This is a genomic window from Bradyrhizobium macuxiense (assembly GCF_001542415.1).
Taxonomy (GTDB): domain Bacteria; phylum Pseudomonadota; class Alphaproteobacteria; order Rhizobiales; family Xanthobacteraceae; genus Bradyrhizobium; species Bradyrhizobium macuxiense.
In genome coordinates this window covers 12,028-37,305 of record NZ_LNCU01000118.1, presented here as the reverse complement: position 1 = coordinate 37,305, position 25,278 = coordinate 12,028, and the positions used below count along the sequence as shown (strand labels likewise).

The 25,278-nt window shown below is 62.7% G+C and carries 24 protein-coding genes; 4 read left to right on the top strand and 20 right to left on the bottom strand.

What is annotated here, in order from left to right; translation table 11 throughout:
- The 4 genes from AS156_RS45360 to AS156_RS36405 all read right to left on the bottom strand — a co-directional run.
- Positions 1-751: CaiB/BaiF CoA transferase family protein (locus tag AS156_RS45360; protein ID WP_245313227.1), on the bottom strand; the 751-nt coding region annotated here is incomplete at its 3' end.
- On the bottom strand, positions 744-1,838 hold the full coding sequence (locus tag AS156_RS36415; protein ID WP_066514529.1) for an ABC transporter ATP-binding protein: 1,095 nt from the start codon (positions 1,836-1,838) through the stop codon (positions 744-746). The genes AS156_RS36415 and AS156_RS45360, both read right to left, overlap by 8 nt.
- Positions 1,831-3,570 carry an ABC transporter permease gene (locus AS156_RS36410; protein WP_066514525.1) on the bottom strand — a complete coding sequence of 580 codons (1,740 nt, stop codon included), beginning with the start codon at positions 3,568-3,570 and terminating at the stop codon, positions 1,831-1,833. Before AS156_RS36410 ends, AS156_RS36415 begins: the two co-directional genes overlap by 8 nt.
- Positions 3,560-4,726, bottom strand: coding sequence for an ABC transporter substrate-binding protein (locus tag AS156_RS36405; RefSeq protein WP_245313226.1), 1,167 nt, complete (start codon positions 4,724-4,726; stop codon positions 3,560-3,562). Before AS156_RS36405 ends, AS156_RS36410 begins: the two co-directional genes overlap by 11 nt.
- Positions 4,727-4,777: 51 nt before the next feature.
- On the opposite strand from AS156_RS36405, the gene AS156_RS36400 reads away from it, so the two are divergent.
- On the top strand, positions 4,778-5,434 hold the full coding sequence (locus AS156_RS36400) for a GntR family transcriptional regulator (RefSeq protein WP_066514520.1): 657 nt from the start codon (positions 4,778-4,780) through the stop codon (positions 5,432-5,434).
- A gap of 77 nt (positions 5,435-5,511) precedes the next feature.
- Here AS156_RS36400 and AS156_RS36395 read toward each other — a convergent pair whose 3' ends face one another.
- The 4 genes from AS156_RS36395 to AS156_RS36380 are packed head-to-tail and all read right to left on the bottom strand — an operon-like array spanning position 5,512 to position 9,486.
- A complete protein-coding gene (locus AS156_RS36395) occupies positions 5,512-6,873 on the bottom strand; it encodes a CaiB/BaiF CoA transferase family protein (protein WP_347336663.1) in 1,362 nt (453 codons plus the stop codon).
- Positions 6,828-7,796 carry a PDR/VanB family oxidoreductase gene (locus AS156_RS36390; RefSeq protein ID WP_066514518.1) on the bottom strand — a complete coding sequence of 323 codons (969 nt, stop codon included), beginning with the start codon at positions 7,794-7,796 and terminating at the stop codon, positions 6,828-6,830. The genes AS156_RS36395 and AS156_RS36390 overlap by 46 nt, the downstream gene beginning before the upstream one ends.
- Positions 7,793-9,109, bottom strand: coding sequence for a Rieske 2Fe-2S domain-containing protein (locus AS156_RS36385; protein WP_066514515.1), 1,317 nt, complete (start codon positions 9,107-9,109; stop codon positions 7,793-7,795). The genes AS156_RS36390 and AS156_RS36385 overlap by 4 nt, the downstream gene beginning before the upstream one ends.
- Positions 9,110-9,147: 38 nt before the next feature.
- Complete coding sequence (locus AS156_RS36380) at positions 9,148-9,486, bottom strand: hypothetical protein (RefSeq protein WP_245313225.1); 339 nt, start codon at positions 9,484-9,486, stop codon at positions 9,148-9,150.
- 179 nt (positions 9,487-9,665) lie between these two features.
- Here AS156_RS36380 and AS156_RS36375 point away from each other — a divergent pair, with 179 nt between their 5' ends.
- A complete protein-coding gene (locus AS156_RS36375; RefSeq protein WP_066514512.1) occupies positions 9,666-10,157 on the top strand; it encodes a MarR family winged helix-turn-helix transcriptional regulator in 492 nt (163 codons plus the stop codon).
- 29 nt (positions 10,158-10,186) lie between these two features.
- Here the strand turns inward: AS156_RS36375 and AS156_RS36370 are convergent, their stop codons facing one another.
- The 5 genes from AS156_RS36370 to AS156_RS36355 form a co-directional block, all read right to left on the bottom strand.
- A complete protein-coding gene (locus AS156_RS36370; protein WP_283807965.1) occupies positions 10,187-11,065 on the bottom strand; it encodes a CaiB/BaiF CoA transferase family protein in 879 nt (292 codons plus the stop codon).
- A gap of 49 nt (positions 11,066-11,114) precedes the next feature.
- Positions 11,115-11,322, bottom strand: a 208-nt coding sequence (locus AS156_RS45355) for a CoA transferase (RefSeq protein ID WP_283807964.1), incomplete at its 3' end; no start/stop codon positions are given.
- Positions 11,323-11,394: 72 nt separating this feature from the next.
- The gene (locus AS156_RS36365; protein ID WP_245313223.1) at positions 11,395-13,386 is read right to left on the bottom strand and encodes an acyl-CoA dehydrogenase family protein; all 1,992 of its coding nucleotides are present in this window, start codon (positions 13,384-13,386) and stop codon (positions 11,395-11,397) included.
- Positions 13,387-13,643: 257 nt separating this feature from the next.
- Positions 13,644-14,453 (bottom strand): enoyl-CoA hydratase/isomerase family protein, encoded by an 810-nt coding sequence (locus AS156_RS36360; protein ID WP_245313222.1) that lies wholly within the window; start codon positions 14,451-14,453, stop codon positions 13,644-13,646.
- A 57-nt stretch (positions 14,454-14,510) separates the two neighbouring features.
- The gene (locus tag AS156_RS36355) at positions 14,511-15,437 is read right to left on the bottom strand and encodes a FadR/GntR family transcriptional regulator (RefSeq protein WP_136626610.1); all 927 of its coding nucleotides are present in this window, start codon (positions 15,435-15,437) and stop codon (positions 14,511-14,513) included.
- Positions 15,438-15,457: 20 nt separating this feature from the next.
- Between AS156_RS36355 and AS156_RS36350 the strand changes: the two genes are divergently transcribed.
- Positions 15,458-16,597, top strand: a complete 1,140-nt coding sequence (locus tag AS156_RS36350; RefSeq protein WP_066514508.1) for an acyl-CoA dehydrogenase family protein — start codon at positions 15,458-15,460, stop codon at positions 16,595-16,597.
- A 51-nt stretch (positions 16,598-16,648) separates the two neighbouring features.
- The gene (locus tag AS156_RS36345; protein ID WP_245313231.1) at positions 16,649-17,851 is read left to right on the top strand and encodes an ABC transporter substrate-binding protein; all 1,203 of its coding nucleotides are present in this window, start codon (positions 16,649-16,651) and stop codon (positions 17,849-17,851) included.
- A 137-nt stretch (positions 17,852-17,988) separates the two neighbouring features.
- Here AS156_RS36345 and AS156_RS36340 read toward each other — a convergent pair whose 3' ends face one another.
- From AS156_RS36340 to AS156_RS36305, 7 genes are all read right to left on the bottom strand, one after another.
- Positions 17,989-18,468 carry a MaoC/PaaZ C-terminal domain-containing protein gene (locus AS156_RS36340; protein ID WP_066514503.1) on the bottom strand — a complete coding sequence of 160 codons (480 nt, stop codon included), beginning with the start codon at positions 18,466-18,468 and terminating at the stop codon, positions 17,989-17,991.
- 4 nt (positions 18,469-18,472) lie between these two features.
- Positions 18,473-19,606: a thiolase family protein gene (locus AS156_RS36335; protein WP_066514501.1), complete on the bottom strand. Its 1,134-nt coding sequence runs from the start codon at positions 19,604-19,606 to the stop codon at positions 18,473-18,475.
- Positions 19,603-21,030 carry an AMP-binding protein gene (locus AS156_RS36330; protein ID WP_245313221.1) on the bottom strand — a complete coding sequence of 476 codons (1,428 nt, stop codon included), beginning with the start codon at positions 21,028-21,030 and terminating at the stop codon, positions 19,603-19,605. Before AS156_RS36330 ends, AS156_RS36335 begins: the two co-directional genes overlap by 4 nt.
- 56 nt (positions 21,031-21,086) lie before the next feature.
- Positions 21,087-21,641, bottom strand: coding sequence for a biotin transporter BioY (locus tag AS156_RS36325; protein WP_066514492.1), 555 nt, complete (start codon positions 21,639-21,641; stop codon positions 21,087-21,089).
- Positions 21,641-22,264, bottom strand: coding sequence for an energy-coupling factor transporter transmembrane component T family protein (locus tag AS156_RS36320; protein ID WP_066514490.1), 624 nt, complete (start codon positions 22,262-22,264; stop codon positions 21,641-21,643). Before AS156_RS36320 ends, AS156_RS36325 begins: the two co-directional genes overlap by 1 nt.
- A complete protein-coding gene (locus AS156_RS36315; protein WP_082747939.1) occupies positions 22,261-23,061 on the bottom strand; it encodes an energy-coupling factor ABC transporter ATP-binding protein in 801 nt (266 codons plus the stop codon). The genes AS156_RS36320 and AS156_RS36315 overlap by 4 nt, the downstream gene beginning before the upstream one ends.
- Before the next feature lie 465 nt (positions 23,062-23,526).
- A partial coding sequence (locus AS156_RS36305; RefSeq protein WP_082747938.1) for a nitric oxide reductase activation protein NorD occupies positions 23,527-25,278 on the bottom strand: 1,752 nt, incomplete at its 5' end.

Sequence of the window (25,278 nt, the reverse complement as noted above, 5' to 3'; positions counted from 1 at the left end):
AGCCACTCGAGCGGCTGCCGCTGCGCGGTTTGACCTTGCCGGTGAGGCGGTAATTCGCCGCTTGCGGCCCCAGCGAATTGACGATCGGATCGAGCAACGGCAAGTCCAGCACCTGGCCGCGACCGCCATTGACCTCGACCTCGCGCAACGCCGCCATTGCAGCAAACGCACCGGTGAGGCCCGACAAGGAGTCGGCCAGATACATCGGCGGCAGCACAGGCTCGCGATCGGGAAAGCCGTTCATTTCGGCGAATCCCGAGAAGCCTTCGACCAGCGTGCCGAAGCCCGGGCGCCGGTGGTACGGGCCGGTCTGTCCCCATCCCGAGATGCGGACGATGACGAGCTTGGGTTCGAGCCGCAGCAACTCCTCCGGGGGAATTCCCATCTGCTCCAGCGTTCCGGGCCGAAAGCTTTCGATCAGCATCGCGGCACCCGGGACCAGCTTGCGGATCAGCGCTACCGCCTTGTCGTGACGGAACTCGATGCAGAGACTGCGCTTGTTGCGCGAATGGACCTTCCAGTTCGTCTCGACGTTCTTGGTGCGCCAGCCGCGCAACGTATCGCCTTCCCGCGGTTCGACCTTGATGACGTCGGCACCAAAGTCCGCAAGGTGCTGCGTCAGCAAATTGCCGGCGACCAATCGGGAGAGATCGATCACACGAAGGCCGGTCAGCGGACCGCGGGCTCCGGGCGTGTAGTCGGCGCGCGGCAGCCCGGCGGTGGGTTGTGCGGCATCAGTAGGGTTAGGCATGGGTCCGATCTGTAAACAGAATGCCGCCGGCAAGGGGAAGCCATAGGCGCAACCGGCGGTCGGTGGCCGCGTCCTGGGTCTCAATGCGGATCTGGTTGCCGCCGACATCGAGTCCGATTTGCCAGCGGCCGCCGATGTAGGAATGGCTGACGACCGCCGCCTCGACGATCGAGCCTTCGGTCGCGTTGTCATTGTCGCTCGCGAGCCGCATCTGCTCGGGCCGATATGCGAATGTGACCTTGTCCCCCGGCGCCGGGCGGCGCTCGGACTGCAGCGTGACACGCTGACCGTCGGCGAGCGTCACAAGAGTTCGTCCATTTGCTTGAGGTGCTTCAGCGACAGCGCCAGTCAGGAAATTTGTCGTGCCGATAAAGTCAGCGACAAAACTGTCGGCCGGTCGCGCATAGATATCCTGTGGCGTACCAATCTGACTGATACGCCCCCCGTTCATGACCACGATGCGATCGGAGAGGGCAAGAGCCTCGACCTGGTCATGCGTCACGTAGATGGTCGTGAGGCCAAGACGTGTACGCAATTCGGCAAGCCAGGTGCGGGCACGATCGCGCAACTTGGCGTCCAGGTTCGACAGAGGTTCGTCCAGCAACAGGATTTCGGGCTGATAGACCAGCGTGCGCGCCAACGCGACGCGTTGCTGCTGCCCGCCCGAGAGCTGATGTGGATAGCGGTCCTGAAAGCGTTCCATCTCGACGAGGGCCAGCGCTTCTTCCACCCGCCGCTTGCAATCGGCCGCTGGGACTTTTCGCAGCTTCAGCGGAAAAACCACGTTGTTGTAGACGGTCATATGCGGCCACAGCGCGTAGCTCTGGAACACCAATCCACAGTTGCGCGCCTCCGGCGGCAGGAAGACACCCTTCTCACCGTCAAAATAGATCTTGTTCCCGACGCGGATACGCCCAGCTGTCGGCTGGTCCAGGCCGGCAATTGCGCCGAGAGTCGTCGACTTCCCGCAGCCCGAAGGTCCTAGAAGCGTGACGAACTCCCCGTCAGCCACATGGATGTTGATATCGTCGATCGCGCGAACCGGACCGAACCGCTTGTGCAGGTGCTCAATCACCAACTCAGCCATAGAGCTTCACTCCGAACATCGCGCGCGCGACCGTCACACAAACGCCGATCACCAGGATCTGCAGCGTCGCCAGTGCGGAGACCAGGCCGACTTCTCCCTGTGTCCAGGCCTGAAGCAGCGTTGTTCCGATTACCTCGCTGCCAGGCGCGAACAGGAAAATCGCGGTCGTATATTCCTTGAAGAAGGTGATGAAGAGAATGATGAAGCACGCGACCAAGGCCGGCCGCAGCAGGGGAAGCACGATACGCCGGCTGACGGTCCACCAGTCAGCTCCCTGAACGCGTGCCGCACGGTCGAAGTCCGGACTCATCTGCATCAGCATCGGCGCCACCGCACCAAGCCCCACCGGGATATAGTGCATGGTGAAGGCGACGATCAGGATCCAGATCGTGTTCCGCAAACCGCCAAGACCAGGCACTAGCGCGAATGCGTAGAAGAACCCTATGCCGGCGACGACGCCCGGAACGGCGCGAGGAAACAACGCGACATAGTGCAACGGCGTGCGCCAGCGAAAATCGGAGCGCAGCACAATGATGGCGATCAGCCCGATCAATGCCGTTGCCAGCGCGCCGCCGAGGGCACTGACGATGAAGGAATTCCAGATCGAGCGCGGATAGACCGGGTATTCGAGCATGCTGGCGAAGTTGCCCAGCGTCAGCACATCGGCCAGCGGCACCATCGGCGAGAGCAGACTGGTGAAGGAGCGCAAGACCAGCGCGCCAATCGGCGCAATCACCGTAGCCAGGAGATAGACGACGGAAGCAAGACACAGTGGCCAACGCAGCCGGTTGAGGCGAAACGGTCGCGGGCGCGTCGCCTTGCCGCCAAGGGTCACAAAGCGTCTGGTGTTGCCAAGCAATCGGCCCTGGAGCCAGACCAGAACGCAAACAGCGCCAAGCATCAATACCGCAGCGGTCGCCACCAGCCCGTGATCGGGTCGGGCTGATGCCACGCCGTTGTTGTAGAGAAAGGTCGTCAAGACCGTAATGCCGGCCGGGTCGCCGAAGACCAGCGGAATGGCGAGCAGCTCGAGGCCCACCGTGAAATTCAGCACGGCGCTGTAGGCGATCGCCGGCAGCAACAGCGGCAGCGTTATCTTCCATAGCGTTCTGAAGGTGCCGGCGCCGGCGACGCGTGCGGCTTCCTCGAGTGTCGGGTCGGTGATCGACGCCGACGACATGCAATAGATGTAGGCAACCGGCGCCTGGGACACGCCCGCGATGACAGCCATGCCCGGCAGGGAATACAAATTCCACGGCGCGCCGTCGAACAAGGTCTGCATCAATAGCGTCAGATAGCCTGCCGGCCCGTAGATCGTGTACCAGCCAAACGACAGCACCAGCGCCGAGAGATAGACCGGCCACAGAAAGAGTTCGCCGAAGAGCCGCGCACCCGGCATGTCGGTGCGGCCGAACAGGACGGCAGCAAGGGTGCCGAGCGTCTGCGAAACCACGGTGGTCAGCGTGGCGAAGACGAGCGTGTTCCAGATGACCAGGCCGAAGCCTTCGGTTCGGAACAGCCGACCGAAGTTGCTCAGCGTGAACTGCTGCCCGGAATCGTAGAGGGCGCGATCCAGCAACGATTGATAGAGGACAGGAACGAGAGGTGCTGCGACCAAGACAACGGTCAGCAGCGCCATGCCGTACTGGATGGCGGTGTCGCGACTGGGCAGAGGTTTCGGCAGTGCATCGGCGGTTGCCGATGCAAGCACGCTGCTGGCGTCAGGCGACATTGAAAGTTTTCTTCCAACGCGCCACGAAGGCGTCATAGTCCCGCACGGCGTCCGGGTCATAACCGATATAGCAAATGTTCTGCTCGCCAACCGCCTCGGCAATCGACGAGTAGGTGTGACGGATCCCGTCCCCCGGCTTGATGCCGGGGCGCGCCGGCGTCAGCCCACCGCGCCCGAAGGCACGCTGGCCGTCTTCGGATATGATGTAGTCGATCATCAACTTGGCGGCGTTGATGTTGCGTGAGCCCTTCGGGATCGCCACGCCGCGCAGCACCACCGGCTGGCCGTCTTCGATGAAAGACCAACCGAGGATACGTGCCCGCGCCGGATCATTGAGACGCGGCCAAAAGGTAATGGCCGAGACGAACCAACCCATGGTGTATTCACCGGACGTGACCTTTTCCGTCATCGGCCCGCCGGAACGCTCGAAGCGAGGTGTCAGCTTGGCCAGTTGAGCAAACCAATCCCACGCCTTCTCGCCGTGCTTCTTCACGAACGCATAGTTGATGCCGTAGCCGAAGGTCGTCTGATGCACGCCATAGCTGGTGATGCGGTTTCGCCAGGCCCGCTCGTTGGCGGTCGCAAGCGCCACGAAGTCGGCGAGCGTCTTCGGCCTCTTCGCTTCAGGCACGAGGCTGTTGTTCCAGATCAACGCCATGGGATCCGAGGAGACGGTGTAGACCCCGGGAAACGGCTTGGACCAGTCCGGCCACGCCTTGGACTCAGGCGAGACGTATTCGAGGATTTCGCCTCGCTTCTGAAAATCGATCCATCCACCGGGGTCGGCCGTAGCAATGAGATCGCAGGTCCGGCTGTTGGTGCTGCGCTCAGCCAGATAGCGCTCGAAGCTTTCCCGTGAAGCCGGGAGATCCAGCGTCTCGATCTTGATCTTGGGATAGAGTTTGTTGAAACCTTCGATCACGGGTCGCCAGTTCTCCGGCGACATGATCGAGTAGATCAGCAAACTTCCTTCGCGCTCGGCATCGGCGATGATCTGCCGATAATTGTCTGGATAGCCAGTTGGTGCTGCCTGAGCGCGGTCACTCGGAATGCCTATGGCCGCTCCCACCACAGACAGCATCAAGCTTCTACGATCAATGCCAGACATCCCTTTGTTTTCCCTACATTTATTGTTATACGCATTTATTGGCGCCAATTTGTGCGAAAGAACGTGCTGCTGTCAAGCGTTTGTAGGAGCGAGGCAACCATGAAAGTCCGGAAGGAGCACAAGCGGCTTCTGGTCGCGGAGATCGCAGCTGCGATCCTGCAAGGCGACTATCGCCCAGGTGAATGGTTGCGCCAGATTGACCTTGAGGAAACGTTTGCCGCGAAGCGCTTTGACGTGCGCAGCGCGCTCACCGAACTCGCCGCGCGGGGCATGGTGACCCACGTCGCCAACCGCGGATACCGCGTCATCGAGCCGGACCTGACCGTCGTCCGCGAGATCCTGGCCATCCGCATGTTGCTGGAAGTCGAGGCCGCGACGCAGGCTCTGCCACATATTGGCTCGGCCGAACTCGAAAAGATCAAGGCCGCTCAGATGGCGTTCGAGGACGCCGTCGCACACGGCAGCAGAGCAGACCAGGCCAACACGAATGCGGCCTTTCACGACGAAATCTACCGCCATGCGCCGAACCATTCGCTTTCGCAATTGGTCGTCGAAATTCGCAACCGCGCCAGGCCGGGCCCGATCGCCCTATGGCCTTCGCATGCCGATCTCCAAAGGAGCGCTGCACATCATGTCGACATCGTTGCCGCGATCGAGGCACGCGACGTCAACGCGTTTGTTGCCGCTGTGCGCCGCCATATCGAAGAGTCAGGCGCCAACTATCCGACCCCAAACGCGACTAGTCCATATCCCTGAAGCGTTCGAAGTCGACTTCGGTGTTCACATGGGGAGGTTTGAGGTCTGCCGTCCTTCCCGACGTACCCTTCTTGGAGCTACTTTGCATCCGTCGGCGCTTTGACAGGATGAACTCCGAACGCGGCAGCCGCGGCAAGCCGCATCAGTTGATCATCATCATAGCCGAGCCGTTCACGCAGCACATCGGCAGTATCTTGACCGACGGCAGGCGCGGCGACCGGATCCACGATCGGCGTGCACGAATAGCGGATGGGCAGCGCGACGTTTGGAATCCAGCCGACCTCATCGTGCGGAATCCGGGTCACGAGGCGCCGCTCCCGCGCTTCCGGGGATCGGATCGCCTCCCCGACCGTCCGCACCTGCCCGCATGGGACGCCTGCAGTCCGCATGAGCGACTGCCAGTGCGACCAAGGCTCGCGCGCGAATGCCTCGCCAAGGATCGCAAACAATTCATCGCGTCTGCGGATTCGATCAGGCCCCGTTGCATAGATATCCGCCGCCGCCAGATCGGCCCTGCCGATGACTTGCGACATCAACCGCTGAAAGATCTTGTCGTTGCCGCAGTTGATGTAAAAGGTGCAGTCGCTGGCCTGGAACACTCCGGAAGGACAGGTATCCGGGCTGGTGTTGCCGTGCCGCTGCGGGTTGGTCCCACTGAACAGGTGCTGCAGCGTCGCGTAGCCGGTCATCAGCACAGCATTGTCGAATAAGGACACTTCAATCGCCTGTCCGGTGCCGCCGCGTTCGCGCGCCACCAATGCGCCGAGAATCGCGTTGCAGGCCATCATCGCGGTGCTGATGTCCATGACCGGTGAGAGCGCGCGCACCCCCTCACGGTCGGCGTAGCCATTCATCGACACGAAGCCGCTTTCGACCTGCGCGATCGGGTCGAAGCCAAGCCGATCCGCGAACACGCCGTCGCGACCATAGGCCGACACCGAGCAGTAGATGATCTCCGGCCTGACCGCCTTGCAGTGTTCATAGCCAAGACCCAGCCGCTCCATGACGCCGGTCGAGAAGTTCTCAACGACGACATCCGCGGTGGCGATCAATTCGCGCGCGATCTTGACACCTTCCGACGATTTCAGGTCGAGGGCGACGCTGCGCTTGTTGCGGTTCGTCCAGAGAAACGGCGCGCCGTGCTTGAGATCCGGATGAACGGGAGGATAGCGGCGAAGGTCATCACCGCGGGCCGGGGCCTCAATCTTGATGACCTCGGCGCCCATGTCGGCCAGGATCATGGTGGCAAATGGTCCGGCGATGAAGTGCGAGAAATCGACCACCCGGATGCCTTCGAGCGCCTTCGGTGCGTCGACCGGACGGGGCGTGTATTCAGGGAATTCAGTTTCGATCCGATCCAACATCATTGTTTCCCCTGCTTCTGCTTGCGACTTTAGAGATCCAGGACCAGCGTGCGGGACTTGGCTCCGGAACAGCAAATCATGATCGTCTTGTTGGCGGCCTGCTCGTCTTTGCTCAGGAAGTGATCGCGATGGTCCGGCACGCCATCGAGCACGCGCGTCTCGCAGGTGCCGCAGATCCCGTCCATGCAGGAGTAGTTGACCGCAGTGCCGGCATCGAGCAGTGCATTCAGGATCGTCTTGCCGGCCTCGACGGGAACAGTACGGTTGCTTCGCGCCAGCCTGACGTCGAAGCCACCTTCAATCGCGGCATCGGCTTGAAAATACTCCACATGTACGCGATCAACGGAACGATCGGCGGTAGCACGCTTAAAGGCCTCGAGCATGGGCAACGGTCCGCAGCAATAGAGATGCGCGCCGAGCGGCGCGCGCCTGACGACATCAGGCAGATCGAAGACGCGGCCGGATCGCTCGTCGTCGAAATCGATCTGGACATTCGACTGTGCCTTGGACCTAAGCGCGTTGACTTCATCGAGAAACGCGGCCGCGAGGCGATTCCTCGCGGCGTAGACTAGCCGCCAGGGACGGCCCAGCGCTTCGAGGCGACGGATCATCGACAGAAGCGGTGTGATTCCGATCCCGCCCGCAATCAGGATCGAATTGTCGGCATTTTCATGCAGGGCAAAATTGTTCCGGGGCTGCGACAGCGTGACGATGTCACCGACCCGCACGCGCTCGTGAATGAACGCCGAGCCGCCTCGGCTGGCTGCGTCCTTGTTCACTGCAATCACGTAGCGATGCCGCTCGCGTTGATCGTTGGTGAGGGAGTAGCTGCGGATCAAGCCGTTCGGCAAATGGAGGTCGATGTGTCCGCCGGCGGTAAAGCGAGGGAGATCTCCACCGCACGGACGCACCAGCTCGTACGAATTGACCGTCTCGGCCTCGTATGTGATCCGCTTGACGCGGACCTGGATGGTGCTCTCGGTGTCCTGATCGTTCACAGCTCATACCCGAAATCAGCACCGAGCTTTGCCCGCATGAACGGGGCGCCGACATCGACCCAGGAATCCTCCGGCGGCAATCGCAGCGACACCGCTCTGACCATGAAGACGTCGGGATCCGTTACGCCCCTGGGCCTTGTGCCGTGGTCGCGATAGGTGCCGAGAGCCTCGAGCAGCATCCGCCTCGTCATCGCGATGCCGGTGTCGCTCGAACAGAGATTCTCCTTGGTGCGATCGAAGATCGGCGACACGCCGCTCTGGCACGCGCCGTCCTGCACCCAGAGCCCCGGCAGGCCGGAGAACCACGTCGTCTCCTGCGACTGGTAGTCAAATTGAAATCCGTTCTGCGGGTTGTACTTCGTCCAGTAGCCGGCATACGGCACCGTCACTGGATGCTGGATCAGCGCATGCCGGCTGGCGTGGCCGCTTTCACGGCCGTTGTGCCCTTCTGCAAAGATCTGTCGCGTCTTGGGCAGTAACGGCTCGGAGGGATGATAGGAGAACATGATGCAGAGCGTGTTCTCGTCATCGATTGGCACCCATGCATGCCCGCTCAGATCCGGAAACGGCGACAGCGGCGGGACTAGCGTATAGAACGGCAGCAGGAACTGATTGACGCGCCAGTACAGCGTGTTGGCATCGTAGCTCCGCCGCGCGGCGATGCTCATCCCGAAATCCTGCTTGATGCATTCGAAGGTCGGGCGAAGGTCACGCTTCTGGATCCAGGCGCTCGTCGTGCCTTTCGCATCCAGCCGACCGTGCAACAGCGGCGCATGGGCCGAGTCGATTTCGCCCTCGACGGCCTGCAACCAGTTGCATTCCTGGACCCGGACGGAAACATGCACCTGTTCCGGTCCGACAAGATTCCATTCCAGATTCGGCAATGGCGGTGGATCGGCGTCAGGCCCCATGTAGGTCCACAGCATTCCATTGCGTTCGCGGCAGGGATAGGCCTTGATCCGCACGCGCTCCTTGAGGCGGCTGCGCACCGGCTCTGCCGGCATATCCGTGACCGCGCCGGTCACATCGAACTTCCAGCCGTGATAAACGCATCGCAACCCGCAATCCTCGTTGCGCCCGAAGACCAGCGGAGCCCCCCGATGCGGGCAAGCCTGATCGACCAATCCGACGCGGCCCTCGGAGTCCCTGAAGGCAACCAGATCCTCGCCGAGCAGGCGAATTCGCCTGGGCTGGCCATCATTGGTGAGGTCAGCCGACGGCAGGAACGGAATCCAGTACAGGCGGAACAGCTCACCAAGAGGTGTCCCCTTCCCGACCCTGACCAAACGTTCATTGTCTTCGCGCGAGAGCATGACTGGTCCTCCTTTGAATCCTGCGTTTCCCTTTGACCTTATCTGGCAGCACCTTCGAGGATGACGGCTATGCGTTCCGGCAACGCCAGCGCACGGATGGCCCAGAGCGGATCGGCGCCTGCGAGTGGCGGGCGGGGTATTGGCGGCTCCTTGCCCTGCTCGAACAGGTCCACGATCAGTTCGACCCGTCGCCGCTCCAGTGCTTGCAGAACTTCTTCGACGACGAGTCCTTCCGCCGTGCAGTCGGGAAGCTCGGGGTAAGCGAGGCGCACCAGCCATCGTCCGGCGCCGGTCTCGACAGCCTCGGCCTCGAGCAGATAGGGGATCGACAACAGCTCGCGCAGATCCAAATCAGCCTCCCTGACGACATCTTCCAAGCCGCTCAGTCATTGATACGTATACGTACTACATTGATCCTCGACTGGCAACTACTCTAGAATGCGTGCTCGTGATGGTGAACCTCGCTTCATCTCCTCCAACGGGGTTGAGGCAGCATCGCCAAGCTGTTAACGGCTAAGACGAGGTTTCGAGACGGCAGGGCAGGATCAACGAGAGCATGTCGGCCGACAAGGGAACGAAGGCAAATTCCGCCGCCGAAATCGCGCACAACTGGCAGCTCGAAGGCGGCGTCGGATTTCTCCTGCGGCTGCTGGAAGCTCGCTACGACGAGCTCTACCAGGCCGTGACGGGCCAGAGCGACGTCACACCCCGGCAATTCGGAGTGCTGATGGCGCTATATCAGCTCGGCCCGCTCACGCAGTCCGTGCTTGCCGAACGCATCAGTTGCGACCGCAACACGATGAGCGAGATGCTCAAGCGGATGACGGCTCGCAGGCTGGTCTCAAAGAAGAGCAATTCGGAGGACCGGCGGTCGATCCAGGTGCAGATCACGGCCAAGGGCGAAGAAGCCCTGCTCGCGGTTGTTCCCGCCGCCGCTGAATTGCAGAACATCATGCTGGCGCCCTTGCGCAAGGAGGACCGCGCGCATTTTCTGAAATGCATGCTCGCGATCGCCAAGGCTTCGCCTCTGTCACCGATCGAAGATTGAGGCCGGCGACCGAAATTGTCGCAAGGACCCTATGTCACCCTTCCGAAGGCCCCCGTCTTGGTCAGGCTTGCGATTGCGTCGGACGAAAGGCCAAGCGTTCGCGACAGGATCTCGTTCCTGTGCGCGCCAATGTCCGGTACTTCGCGTCCCATCGATGTTTGCGCCTCCGACATTTTCCAGGGAGCATTGACCCCGAAGAACTCTCCCGCGCGATCGGCAATCGCCGCGAAGGCGCCACGCTGCAGCAGATGCGGGTCACTCAGAGCCGCGCCGGGGTCGCGGTATTCCGCACAGGGGACGCCTGCACGATCGAGCGCGGCGATGCATTCGGCGACGGTATGTCGCTCGGTCCACTTCTCGATCACCTGCATCATGGCGGTCCAGTTCGCGCCCCGCGCGGGTATTGTCGTGAAACGCGGATCGTTCGCCAGTTCCTCCTGGCCTGTCACCTCGCAAAGAGCGGCAAAATTGCGCGGCGTGACCGGCGCGATCAGGATATCGCCGTCGCGCGCATGCACCGGACCGTATGTCGGTCGTGGCGAGTGGACGGGAAATTGAGCCTCCTGCAATTCATAAACGAGCAGGTTGAGCATGCAGTCCATCAAGGCAACATCAATGCGCTGACCTTTGCCGGTTCGCTCGCGCTGGACCAGCGCCGTCTGGATCGCCGAGTAGCCAAAGATGCCGCCCAGCACATCCGCAACAAAGATCGCTCCAGCCGCCGGCCGGTCCCGATCTCCGGCATAGCGCATCAGCGATCGATCGAACCCGCTCTCGGCATGCACGATCATGGCGTAGGCCGCACGCTCCGTGGAGGGTCCCGATTGGCCATAGCCCGAAATCGAGCAATAGATCAGGCGTGGATTGATCGCTCGCAACGCCTCGTAGCCGAGACCGAGCCGATCCATCACGCCGGGACGGAAGTTCTCGACGACGATGTCCGTTTCCTTGACCAGNCCAGCCGATGCACCAGATTGATGGCGTCGGCGTTCTTCAGATCCAGGGCCAGGCTTCGTTTGCCGGCGTTGAGCTGGCCGAAATAGGCGCTGTGGCCGTCGCGTATCGGCGTCCGCAATCGCATGTCGTCGCCTTCCGGCGGCTCGATCTTGACGACGTCGGCGCCGACGTCCGCCAGCAGCCGTGCGCAATAGGGGCCCGCCAGCATAATCGAAAAGTCGAGAACACGCATGCCCGCGAGCGGCGCCCTCCCCATCTCCTGCTCCTGCATGCGATCCTCCTACCTGGGCAGCCCGAGGGCCCGCTGGGCGATCAGGCTGCGCTGAATTTCGTTTGTCCCGATGCTGATGACCCACATCAGCGAATGCCGCAGGTTCTGCTCGAACCGGCCATTATCGATCGCGCCCGGCATCTGCTCCGACAGCGTGGCGCGCATCCCAAGGATTTCGAGCGCGGCCTCGCCGAAGCGCTCCATAAGCTCGCCGGAGAACACCTTGCTGATCGCGCCATACTCTGGCGGCGTCATCCCGTCGGCTGCGAGATCGGCGCAATGCATCATCAGGAGACGGCCAACCTCGATCTCGCTAGCGAGCGTAGCCATTCGGTCCCGAACCATCGGATCCCCAGCCAACGCAGGACGGTCGTCGCTCCTTGCGATCACATGCGAGCGTAGCTGCTCGAAGGCATGCGCGACCTTCAGGACGATACCGCCACCGACCAGTCCGCGCTCAAATGCGAGTGCGCCGGTCAGCACTTTCCAGCCGCCATTGACTTCCCCGACCAGGTTTTCGGCTGGAATGCGGACATTGTCGTAGAAGATGTTCGCGAAGGTACCGTCGTACATGGTGCTCGACGGCCGGATGGCTACGCCTGGAGTATTCATCGGAACAATGAACATGCTGATGCCGGCGTGAGGCGGCACGGCATCCTTGTTCGTCCGCGCAGCGAGGAACATGTATTTTCCCCACCAGGTGGTGGTCCAGATCTTCTGCCCGTTGATCACCCAATGGTCCCCATCCCGAACCGCGCTGGTCTTGAGCGCCGCGAGATCGGAGCCAGCTTGCGGTTCGCTGTAGCCCATACCGTGCATGGCCTCGCCACGGAGGATTTCCGGCAGATATGTCCGCTGCTGTTCTGGGGTGCCGAACATCATCAGCGCGTTGGCCTGAATCGCTGCACCAATCCGCGGCGCCTCGCCTCGCTCTATCACCTCCATGAAAGCGATCTGCTCCAGTGGTGAGCGCGCCTGGCCACCGAACTCGCCAGGCCAGCCAAGACCGATCCAACCCGTTTTGCCAATATCGAGCGCGAAACCGGCATCAAACTCCCGCTTGGAGAACGGCCTGCTATCAAACTCGGCTTTGCGGTCTCCGGACCAGTTTTCCGCGATCCATCGTCTGACCTGCTCGCGCAGCTCGTTACCGGCGGGACCGAGGTCGTATTCGGGCAGGCCCGAACTGCCAGGATCCAGCAAGCGCGATGCCACTGCCCGCTTCGCACAAGTCGATCCGCCCAGCGCGATCGTATCGAGATGCACGCGCTTGAAATGCAGTGGCGCCTCATGTTCGTCGGCATAGCCGATGGCGCCGAAGGCGTGGTGCGTTTCAAGTGAGACCCGCCGCAGGGCATCGCCAGCAAACGCCACGGCGCAGTTTGCGAAGTACCTCCAATCCCCATTGTCCAGGTCGTGCAGCATGGTCGCATGATCGAGAATCAGGCGTACGCCTTCCAACGCGATCAAGCCGTTCGCGAGCTTGTGCTGGACTGCCTGAAACTTTCCAATCGGCTGCCCGAATTGCCGACGCTCCCTGGCATATTCGGTCACGAGCTCGAACGCACGGCTCGCGGCACCATGCGCCCGTGCAACCAGCGCCAGTCTTGCCTTGATCAGAAGATCGTCGAGGACGCCAGCTCCGAGGGAAATGAGAGCCGCGGGCGTCGAGCTCAGCCGGACCTCGTAGAGCCCCCATGCCCCCATCGCACGGGTTGACGCGACATCGACGCCTGCAGCATCCAGCTCGACGAGCGCGAGCTCAGCCGGGTCGGTCGCGACGAGCAGATGCGTGCAGCTTCCCGCTCCCTCGACAAAGCGAAGCGTTCCGGTCGCAACATCCCCCGCAATCTGGAGCGCTCCGGCACCGGGATCAGGATCGAGCCTCCCGAACGAGAAAGCAACCCGGGCCGCGCCGCTGTGCAGCCTGTCCAGCAGATCCGATGCAGCCTCTGAGCTCGACGTCGAGAGCGCGAAATTGGCAAGCGCCGCGGCCCACATCGGGGCCGGACACGCCGCGCGGCCGAGCTCGGCAAGCACGAGCGCGACTTCTCGGAGCCCACCTTGACCGGGATCGCTGCCGAGAGCAGCAATCCCCTGCCCGACCAGCTTGGTCCATATCGCGGCGACCTCTTCCGGAGACGGCCCATGGCGCACGCAATCGGCGCTCCACTGCTCGCCGAGAAAGCCGCGCAGGGAATCCATGAGCATCTCCCTGACGTCGTCGGATGGGAGATCCATCGCACCCATGGGACGCACTAGCCCTGACCGAACCTCGGCTTTCGCTTCTCCTTGAAAGACATGGTCGCCTCCTTGTGATCCGCAGTCTCGAACGTGACCTGCTCGAGCGCCATCGAGGCTTCCAGCAGCATGTTCACGCGGTCCTTGAGGATCTGGTTGATGGAAAGCTTGGTCCATCGGATCGCCCAGCTCGGACCGTTGGCGAGCTCGAGCGCGATCTCGCGGGCCTTTGCCAGTACTTCCGCACGCGGAGCGATGTGATTGACCAGGCCAATCCGCTCCGCTTCATGTCCCTTCAACAGCGTCCCGCGGATCAGGAACTCCTTCGCCTTGTTGACGCCGACAAGCAGCGGCCAGATCACGGTGCCGCCGTCGCCGGCAACAAGGCCGACGCGCGACACATGCGTGTCGCCGATTCGCGCGTCCTCCGCCATGACCGTGATGTCGCACAGCAGCGCATGGGTCGCTGCCAGGCCGATGGCGTCGCCGTTGATCGCGGCAATGATCGGCTTGTCGAGCTCAAGCTGTCGGGTGACGGCGCGCCGGCTGATCATGGGGTCGTGCACCTCGCCCTCTTCCAAGACGTCACCGCCAGGCCGCTCGGACATCGCCTTGACGTCGCCACCGACGCTGAAGAAATCGCCGGAACCGGTCAGCACCACGACATTGACGGCGTGATCATCGGCGAGATCGTCCCAGATGGTTCGCAACTCGCGGATCAGCTTCTGATTGATGGCGTTGCGCGCCTGCGGGCGGTTCAAGGTCACCGTTGCGACCTTGTCCGACACTTCGACCTTCAGACATTCGTACTTGGCGTAGTTGGACACGTTTACCTCCGATGTTATCGCTGTGTGAGTGTTCGTTTGCGCGCTGGCCGGCACGTGCTACCGACGCATTCCCGGTTGCACGTCCGCCAATGCGACATGAAGTGACATGGCCCCCGGATCCTGCTCCAGCATTCGCTGCACGGATTCCAGGTGCGACCGCAGCAACCGGCTCGCCAGGGCCACGTTCCTCTCGCTCAGGGCTGACAGGAACTGCCTTCGCTTCTCCGCCAGCCGCGCCATCGCAACGCCGCTCGATGCCACCTTGGCGTAGACGAAGCGCATGTGGATCTCGGTGACCGAATCCACGATCATGGCGATCACCTTGTTGCCCGTCGACGCTGCAAGAAGTTTGTAGAATTCACGCGAGCATTCGACCCGATCGAGCAGCCGGCCTTCCCTGGTTGCTAGTTCCGTGCGTTCGATATTGGCTTCCAGCGCGTCGAGGTCAGCTCGCCGCGCGTTCGCGCACGCGAGCTGAACCACGAGATCCAGCACGTGGACACGCGCTTCCGACAACTCCCGCACTGAAATCGTCCCAAGGCTCAGCATGTCCCGCATGACCTCGTTCATGCGGCGGGTGTCGCCCTCCTGGATGAAGGCCCCACCCTTGACGCCTTTCTGCAGTCGCAGCACGCCTGCCATCTCGAGGCTGCGTAACGCCTCCCGCAGCACATTGCGGCTCACGCCGAGCTGCTGCGCCAGATCGCGCTCGGGAGGCAATTTATCGCCCGGCTTGAGGATGCCGAGCGCCAATTGCTCGCGAATGCGCTCGCAGATTTCCTCGAACGTTCGCCTGGTGTGGATCGGCTTGAAGGTCGGCGCAGCCACCGCGCCGGTGGCGCGTTGATCGGAAGCCCGCTCCCGCCGGTTCGGCGAAGCGGTCCGGGGACGCGACGGCGTCCGGGGGCTTGACTTGGTGTTCATGGGATGGATTATTAAATGGATCACCCATTCAATGGAAGTCCCTTTTTTGACTTTCAGCAAAGAAACGACCGGGAGTCCGCATGAGTTTTTCCGAGGAGCAGGTCGCGTTCCGCGACAATGTTCGAAAGATGGTCGCCAAGCACGTGACGCCGATCGCCGCCGAGATCGATGAAACGGATCGGTTTCCGCTCGAACTGGTGAAGCTGTTTGGCGAAATGGGGCTGATGCAGCTCTGGGTGCCGGAGCGCTATGGCGGCCCGAACGGCAATCTGACCATGGCCTGCATTGCCCGCGAGGAGATCTCGAAGGTCTCGCCCGCCTGCGCGTCGATCGCTGCGCTCAACACCATGTTCATCATGCCGCTGCTTCACTTCGGCTCGGAAGAACAACGTCAGAAATACCTGCCGATCATCGCCCAGGGCGGCATCGTCACGGCGATCGCAATCTCCGAGCCGCAGGCGGGTTCCGATGTCGCAGCGATCAACACCCGCGCCCGTCGCGACGGCGATTCCTACGTCCTCAACGGCCGCAAGCAATGGTGCAGCTACGGCGTCGTCGCCGACTACATCGTGGTGATGGCACGGACCAGCGACGGCACCGGCGCGGATGGAATCAGCGCCTTTATCATCGAGCCGAAGACGATGCCGGGCATTTCATTCGGCCGCCACGAGCGCAAGATGGGATTTCGCGGCGCTCCCAATACGCCGATCTTCTTCGACAATGTCCGGGTCCCGGCAGAAAATCTTGTCGGCGAGGAAGGCAAGGGTTTCTGGGCGTCGATGCGTGCGCTCGATCTCAATCGCCCCACCATCGGCGCACAATCCGTTGGACTGGCACAGGGCGCGCTTGATGCGTGCATTGCCTATGCGAAAGAACGGAAGCAGTTCAAGCAGCCGATCTCCGAATTCCAGGGCGTGCAGTTCATGCTGGCCGACATGGCCATGCAGATCGAGGCCGCGCGGGCGCTCGTCTACGAATGCGCCCGCGCAGGAGACGCCGGCGATTGGAAACGCCTGAACGTGCTGGCCAGCATGGCCAAATGCGTCGGCAGCGACATGGCCATGAGGGTGACGACCGACGCCGTGCAGATCTTCGGCGGCTACGGCTACACCATGGACTACCCTGTCGAGCGCATGATGCGCGATGCCAAGCTGACCCAGATTTTCGAGGGTACCAACCAAATCCAGCGAATGGTTATTGCCCGCGAGTTGCTGCGCTAGCAGACCCATTTTCATAAAAACCAAGTTTCGGAGGAAACCATCTTGAACCACATCATCAAACGGGCGTTGTCAGCCGTCGCGCTGTCCGCCCTGCTGGCGGCGCCTGCTCTTGCCCAGAAAGCCTACAGCCCCGGTGCCAACGATACCGAAATCAAGCTCGGTCAATCGACGCCCTTGAGCGGCCCCGCTTCCGCGTTCGGCGCAGGCGCAGGGCGCGCTGTCGTCGGGTATTTCGAGATGCTGAACGCGCAAGGCGGGATCAACGGCCGCAAGATCAGCTTCACGCAGCTCGACAATGCGTACAGCGCACCTAAAGCGGTCGAGCAGACCCGAAAGCTCATCGAGGATGTCGGCGTGCTGGCTGAAGTCGGCACCATCGGCACCGCCCCCAACGTTGCGATTCAGAAATTCTTGAACGCCAAGCAGGTGCCGCAGCTCTTCATCACCGCTGGTGGCCGCCGCTTCAACGACCCAAAGACGTTCCCGTGGACGATCCCGCTCTATCCTGACTTCGAGACCGAAGGCCGGGTTGTCGCCAAATATATACTCAAGGCAAAGCCTGACGCGAAAATCGGCGTGCTCTATCAAAACGACGATTATGGCAAGGATTACGTCAAGGGCCTCCGCGCTGGTCTCGGCGCCAAGGCGTCGCAAATCATCGCCGAGGCATCCTATGAGCTTGCCGATCCCACGATCGATTCACAGATCGTCCAGCTGAAGGCCGCCGGCGTAGACACCCTGATCGAGCAGTCATCCTCCAAGGCCGCGGCGCAATCAATCCGCAAGGTCTACGAACTGAACTGGAAGCCGTTGCACGTGATCGGCGGCTCGACGGCATCGGTCGAGACGATCCTGAAACCGGCGGGACTTGAGGCGTCCAAGGGACTGGTGACGACACAGTTCCTCAAGCAGCCCGGCGATCCAGCCTGGGCCAATGACGACGAAGTCAAGGCCTACAAGGATTTCCTCAAGAAGTATGCCCCGTCGGCGAATCCGGACGACTATTCCGTGCTGGTCGCCTACATGAACGTTCATGCCGTGACGCAGGCCCTGCGCAAATGTGGTGATCAACTCACCCGGGAGAACCTGATCAAGCAGGCAACTTCGCTCCAGGGCGAACGGCTGCCGATGATGCTTCCGGGCGTCTCGATCAGCACCAGCCCCGGCGATTACACGCCATTCAAGACCTTGCGGATTGCGACGTTTGACGGAGCGAGCTGGTCCTTGACCGGTGAGCCGCTGTCGGCTGACTGAGAGCGTGGGCGAGAGCCGCGCACAAGGCTCTCGCCCACCAGAGCCTGCCAAGTCGACGCAGCTACCGTCGACGGCCCAACGCAGATCCTCCAGCTGCGCGTTGCCGTGCCCACGCACATCACCGTGGCCAGCTTCGCTTACTTGCCCTCCGGAATTCGGCGCGTGTCATAGAAGAGATCGACCACCGTAGCCGTCAGTGCAGCTTTCTGGCTCTCGACGAAATTGATCGCACAGGCCGTTTCGACGCGAACAAAGTTGCGTGTCGGCGTCACCGACAAGAACTCTGCTTGCAGGAACAGCGGAACATCCGTCCCGACGGCATGCTTGAAACGGACATGACGATATTCCGCAACCAGACATTTCTCGAAGTGCGTAACGCCATAAGCCTCCTGCAGGAGGCGCGGTAACTGCACCAATAGCAAATTGCCGGGCACAATCGTACGGCCTGCCGGCAGCTCCGTCTTGGCTCGCTCGACATCGGAGTGAATCCACTGACGATCGCCGCTGAGCGCGACGAAACGATCGACGTCGGATTGTGTCAGCGAGAATGTTTCGCTCTGCAGCTCGACGCCGACGAACGTAGCGAGGTCGGCTGGGCGATCGACCTGGAGCGGCATTGGCCTACTCCACGCGAAGCAGCACAGCGGAGCCAAGCCCGCCCGCCGCTGCGATCGCCGCAAGGCCGGTCGCGCCCGCATTCATTCTCTGCAACTCCTGCCAGGCGCGCACCGCGACGATCGCCCCGGATGCTCCGATCGGGTGCCCCCGCGCCAGGGCGCCGCCGCCGGGATTGACGAGAGTGGGGTCAAGACCGAGCGCTTGGATGCACGCCATCGCCTGAACCGCGAAGGCCTCCATGATTTCGGCGACGGAAAGTGCGGACGCGGATATTCCTGCGTGATGCATGGCCGCGCGCGATGCCTCGATCGGCGCCAATCCGGGACGGCTGGGATCACCGCCGCTCCGCCCGGCACCAGCGATCCTGATCACGCGGGCGGAGGACCGTACGGACGCGAGCGCTCGCTCAGACACCAGCAGCACCGCAGCAGCCGCATCGGCCTCGACCGCGACGGTTGCGGCGGTCACGCCATGGGTTGCGTTTCCCGCGAGAACAGGAAGCCGTGCACAGAGGGCCGGGGTGAGGCGGCGGGCAAAGGGATCTCCGGCATGGCCATCGACGGAGACGAATTCCTGCGCCGGGACGCCGCGTGCGAGGGCCTTGCGGTGGCTCTCGATCGCGAACGCCTCCTGGTCGGCGCGCGAGATATCCCGCTCCGCAGCAAGCATCGCGGCGGCAGGGATCATGTCGAGATCCCGTTCGGGCCACGGCGTGAACGGCGGCCTGTCGTAGGGCTGCGCGACCTCACCCGGAATGAGCGGACGGCGCGCGCGGATCGGACTACGGCTAAAGCTTTCGACACCGCCCGCGACGATTGCATCCGCCTCTCCAGCCTTGATGCGCGCCGCCGCCAGCAGGATGGCATCGAGGCCCGCGCAGCACTGGGTATCGATCGTGCTTGCCGGTACCTCTGCAGGCAACCCGGCCTTCAGTGCCGCGACACGTGCTGGGTTGCCGCCGCCATAGAGCGCATTGCCGAGGATTACCTCGTCCACATCGGACGGTGGAAAACTGGTGTCGTCGAGCACTGCGCCAATGGATGCTTCGGCCAGGTCGATAGCTTCCAGCCTCGCAAAGACGCCGCCACGAGGCACGACCCCCGTGCGGCGCGCGGCAACGATGAAAGCCGCACTCATAGCGATCTCCGCGCAATCGTGCCGGTAGTCCAGGCCTGACGCAGCCGGTCGAAGTCGGTCTTCCCCGAGCGCGTCAGAGGCCATTCCGACACGCTCGCATAGACGCGCGGCACTTTATACAGTGGCAATGCGGCGCGCAGATGAGCAATGAGTTCCGGGGCAGCAACGGTCGCATCAAGGCGCGTGTGCACCAGCGCGATCAACCGCTCGCCACGGCTGGCATCGGGCGCTCCGAGCACAGCGGCAGCCGCTATCGCCGGGTGACGCTCGAGTACCCGCTCGATCTCCTCGGGGTAGACGTTCTTTCCTGATGTCACGATCTTTCGGCTGGCTCGGCCGACCAGGTGCAGAAAACCCTCGGGATCGAGGAAGCCGATGTCGCCGACCGACATGGCCCCGCCCTGGCGCAGCAGGTCGGACGCCTCTCCGCAGGCGTAGTTCATGAACAGGAACGGACTCTCGACGAAGACATAACCTGTCTTTCCCGCCCGCAAGGAGCGGCCGGCCCGATCCCGGATCGTCACCACGGCGCCCGAGAACGCCCGGCCGACCGAGGTTTCCGGACTGCCCTCGTCGGCTTTCGCGACCGTCATGAAGCTCGTCTCCGAAGCACCGTAGAATTCAGCGATACGAGCGTTTGGAAACAGCCGCTGCAACGGCTGGCGCTGCTCTGCCGGCAATTTGGCTCCCGATGACAAGGCCCAGCGCATGGAGGCGAGCGAAGCGCTGCCCGCCGCCTTGACGATCATTTGGAACTGCGTCGGCACGGCGTAGAGCACGGTAGCCCCCTCGCCTTCGATCAGGCGCACGACAGTGTCGGGCCGGAACTTTCGGCAAATAATGACGCGGGCCCCGACATTGAGTCCATGGACGAGTGCGTAGAGGAAAAGCGAGTGAGTGAGCGTTCCCGGCGCAACGATCACGTCTTCCGCGGTTATTCCGAACTCGTTTACATCATGACGGAAGCTCTCGGTCCACGATCGATGATGACGGCGATAGCCCTTGGGAAGGCCGGTCGATCCGGAGGTAAAGCCCACGTAGAACGGCGCGAGATCGTCCGGCTCTGACGCCGGGATTACGTCAACCGAAGCGCCGACCGCCGACGCCACGTGGGCGAAGGACGACAGGGCATCGGCCAGAATGATCGCCCCGTTTCCAGCGAACTGCGCGTCGAAGCTGACGAGCAAAGCAGGTGACAACTGCGCCAGGATCGCGCGCGTCATCTCGGGCGGCCAATCCGGATCCAGCACCTGCGCCTCGCGCCCCGCGCGCGCCGCGGCGAGAAAGAGAAGCGCAAGCGCGGGGCCGGTCGGCAGATGCAACGCGACACCGCCTCCCTGCGGGGTCGCTGCAACGATAAAGCCCGCGAGCCGATTGATCTCGTGGTTGAGATGTCGCCAGGATATCCGCTGCTCCTCGAACACCAGCGCGACGCGGTCTGGTGTCCGCGCGGCGTGATGCGACAGCGGCGCTGTGATGCTCACGAACGATAACCGAGCGCAGCGGGATAGGCCTGTTCGGCGCCCCTGGCCAGGAACGCTGATGCAATCACCTTCACGAGATCGCCCGGCAGGAACACCGACGTGGCCAGCATCGCCTGCAATGCCCCCATGTGGGCCACGATCATGAGACCGACGATGCCGCAACCATAGACAACAACGATTCCACCAGCAGCTGCGGCTGCGAGTGCTGCGGCAAACACCGGCACTTTGGTGAGACGCTGCATGACGACACCGGTGACGAACGCACCCGGGATCCAGCCCAGCAGGAAACCTGTCGAAGGAGCGAAGAACACGCCGAGTCCACCTCGGCCACCCGCCAGCAGCGGCGCACCAAGCGCCACGACGAGAAGAAGCAGCATCACGGAAAGCGCGCCCTGGCGCGGACCCAGCACGATGCCAGCAAGCATCACACCAAGCGTCTGGGCGGTGATCGGCACGCCGCCGGCCAAGGGGAGATGAAACGTCGGCAGCAGGCCCAGCACCGCGATCATGGCGGCAAGGAGCGAGATTCGAGTAATGGCGCGAGAGCCCATCAACGTGATCCTTTGGGTTGACGACCAGCACGACCGTAGCCGCGCGCATCGAGCGCGTCGGCGACGTGGTCCGCAAGTCGCAGTGTCTCGATCAGGAAGAGAACGACAATGCGGAGCGGAACGCGCCGTCGCGACCGCGTCCGCCATGCCTCCTCGCGCGCGTGCCAGTTGGCCAGCAGCACGGGGATGAAACGCAGCACCAGCGCGACCGACAGCGCGATCTTTCGGGAGTTGACTCCCAGTGGGCCAAGCAGCCGAAACAGCGGCTCGACGGCTTCCATTAACGCGGACATCGTCGTCGTCATCGTGACCAAGTCCGCGACAAGCACCATGACCAGGAGCCGCAGCACGACGCTCGCCCCTTCGTCCCACCGGCTGGACAAGCCCTGCAAACCACCGATGATCGCGAGTAACGGAACAAGCGGCTTCAACAGGCTGAGCCGCCGCACGGCATCGCGGCCGAGCGCCCCATACACGCCGACGACGACCGCGAGACAAAGCGCGAGGATCCGCCAATCCTGGATCGGCAATAACGCGATGCTCATGCCCGCGACCGTGAAGAGCTTGAGACCCGCTGGAAGCCGATGCAGCCACGTTACGCGGGACAGGTACCCGCCCATCATGCCGTGCCGCTCTCCAGCATCAACGCGCCCCGAGCGGCGGCATGCGCCCGGTAGTCCGGAAGCACCTGCGAAGGCACGCCGTCGGCCCTCACCTGTCCCTTCTCCAGCCAGATCACCCGATCGAAATCGTGCAACAAATCGAGGTCATGACTTGCCATCACGATCTGCTGCGGCAACCGCGCAAGCCGCGCCGACAGCGACAGCCGCGTGGGCAGATCGAGACTGGAAAATGGTTCGTCGAGCAGCAGTATCTTCGGCTCCGTGGCGAGGATTGCCAGAATGCAGACCAGTTGCTTCTGCCCTTCCGACAGGTCGCGGATGGCGCGATCAATCCAGCCGGCGCAACCATGACTGGCCAGCAGATCGCCCGCCGCCGCTCTGGCCTGAGCCGCAGTCTGGCCGCCCTCGATCAGGCCGAAGGCAACTTCTTCGCCGACCGTCGGGAAGATGATTTGATGGTCTGGATTCTGGAATACGAATCCGACATCGGCGTGCAGCCCCCTGCCCGCCTGCGTCGTGTGACGACCGTTGGCGATCACCTCGCCGCGTTCGGGCAGCAGCAGGCCATTGGCAAGGCGTAACAACGTGCTCTTGCCCGATCCATTGTCACCGACCAAGCCAATTCGCCGCTCACGCAAGTCGAGCGACAGATCGTCGAAAAACCGGCCGCCACCCCGAGCGAGGTAAACGCAATTGAAAACGAGTCCGATGGCCGTTGTCGCACGGAGCGGCCCGCCGCCCCTATCCTGCTGGACGACGGCGCCACGATTTGGCCGCAAAATATCAAGGAATCCCATTATTCGGCCGCTCTTAAGCCCGGACCTCCCGCCGCAGACGGGAACTCCGACACCAGTAGCCCGTGCCAGCCGAAAACTCCACCCGTCGAATGAGTGACAGACCCGAGCAAATGACCGGCCTGCCCGGCCTGTCGGTACCGGAGAACGGAAACATTAGAGATCACAGCACACATGCCGTGACATTCGACCGCCGTCAGAGACGGCACATGACCTCGAGCCCGATCATATGGATGGTCAGGGCGGATCCGGTCTGGCGGATGAACTCGCCCGGCTCAAGTTGGGAATACGAGGCCAGCACGTTGACCAGCGCGTGAGGGTGCCAGTTGAGAACGACTTCCTGCTGGTGCGTAGACGTAACGTGACGGACTGGATCCGGTACGCTGTTTCGGTGCCAAGTGACCAAGCGCAGATGGGCTCATCTGCGAAACGCCCAACGTACGGAGACGCTCCCATACCGGCCGCCACCTACTTCTTCAGTTCCGTGTAAAGCTGCATCACCCGCTGCGGCAGCACCTCGATATGAGGCACGCGCAACGCATAGCGCTCGCCGAAAATGCGGCCCAGCTGGGGAAGCCCGCTGTCGCCGATGCCAAATGCGAAGATGTCCATGCCACGCCGCCGCAGCTGCTGGACTGCACGGCGTGCGTCTTCGGCCAGATACCGCGGATCCGGCACGTCGATGTCAGAGGGCTCACCATCGGTGAGCACCAGCAGTACCTTGCGGAATGCGCGGCGCTCAGCAAGGTAACCGCCCGCATGCCGCAACGCCGCACCAAGCCGCGTCGAATGGCTGCTGCCGAGCCCGGCAAGGCGAGAACGCACCACTGCGTCCATCGGTTCGTCAAAGCCCTTGATGCGCAAATAGCGCACGCGTTCGCGTCCGTCGGAATTGAAGCCGTGGATCGCGATCGCGTCACTGGCGGCCTCAACCGCCGCCGTCATGATCGCGGCCGCCTTGCACTCGACATCGAGAACGGTTCGGCCGGAACGATCGCGATCTGCGGTCGATTGCGACAGGTCCAGAAGCAACAGAACGGCGAGATCGCGGGGCCCTGGCGCATCGCGCTGATAGACCCTGGGCTCGCTGACATAGCCGGAGCGCCGCTCCACGGTCAGCGCGATCGCGGCGTCGATGTCGAGTACGTCTCCGTCGCGTTGGCCCTTATAGCGAAGGCGACGGCCGATCGAGGCATCACACGTCAACCGCGTGATCCTACGCATCGCATCATTATCGATCGGGAGATCGAAAAGCTTCGAAGAAGCGATGGCATCCGCTTCGAGGATGGTGGTCCAGTCCATCCGCTCGGTGCCGGCGGCGTAGTCCCATTCCGGATAGCTCGCCACCGGGAGCCCATCCAGCAGTGTCACCGCACTCGCCCGAGCGCGTAACGTCTCATCGGGCTTTGCGGTGTCATCGGTCGAATGGCCCTCCGCATCGTCGCGCCGCTCGATGCGCACGGCATCGACCGCCAGCTCGATCGTCTCCGCCGGAGCGTCCGACTGATCGCCGAAATCCCACAACGCGAGGTTGTCATCGCGATAGGCGGGCTCGACGACATAGCTCTTGGCATTGAACTGCAGCCGCATCTGGCCGATGTCGTTGCCGAGCAGTCCGCCGATCTCGCGACTGATCGAGGGATCTGTCCAACGTTCGGACTGGGCGGCAAACAGCGTCCGGCCCTTTGACACCCAGGTATCCGAATCCTCATAGTCGGGATCGATCAGCGCCCGCGCCAGCCGCATCATCAGCCCGACCGCGGTTGCCTGGCCGGATGGCGCCGCGGTGTGGAATGGCAGCCACAGCCGGTGGAGGCCGGGCATCTCTCGCAGCGCCAGCGCCTCAACCCTGGCGTCCTCGATCAGCGAGACCAACGCGAGCTGCAGCGCTTTCAGTCGGCCGACCGGAAAGCGAACGACGGAATGAGAAAAATGCGCTCCGGCATGCGCCAGTGCGGCGAGATAGATCGCATCGGCACGCTCGCCTTCGAAACCGGGAAAGGCCTCCGGCAAGCCGACGAGACCGGCTGCGAGCGACGTTCGCCGCGGCACCGGCGGCGTCGGCGCAATCGCAAGCTTGCGGAAGCGCGGCTTCTTGTTCCACAAGGCGACCATGGTCGCCGCGAGGCGCCTTTCCAGCCGCGCGAAATCATCACCCGATCGGCCAAGCCCAAACAATCGTGCCGAGAGCGCATCGTCGAGCGCGAAATAGGCTCGTCG